Annotated in this window: 1 protein-coding gene; it reads right to left on the bottom strand. The window is 39.0% G+C overall.

Annotated features, from left to right (window positions below):
* The coding region (locus AC1DJR_RS34120) for an extracellular solute-binding protein (RefSeq protein WP_477004683.1) at nucleotides 1-362 on the bottom strand (362 nt) is incomplete at both ends.

Here is a 362-nt window from a genome sequence, read left to right as displayed (position 1 = left end):
GATTTTACTGGAGGAATCTCTTTTGTCTTCTCAAATCTAATTTTTGCGTTTTCTTCATTTGTTACCCACTCAGTGAATTTTGTAGCTAAATCATTTTGTTTAGAGAAGCTTGTTACATGCCATCCTTTTACCCCAACAAATGTTTTCATCGGTTGACCATTTGGTAATTTTGGCATTGGAGCAACACCATAATCAATTCCGTTCTTTTCCATCGCTTGGAACGCCCACGGTCCGTTCATAATAGATGCTGCTTTTCCTTCATTGAATAATCCATCAGCAGCAGGGCCACCAGACTCACCGATAATACCTTTCGGGAATAACTTTTCTTTGTACCATTTTTGAAGATATTCAGCCCCTTGTAC

Source organism: Bacillus sp. 05T31, from assembly GCF_056396725.1.
The sequence above is the reverse complement of the archived record's forward strand: the minus strand, read 5'-3'. Positions and strand labels throughout refer to the sequence as shown.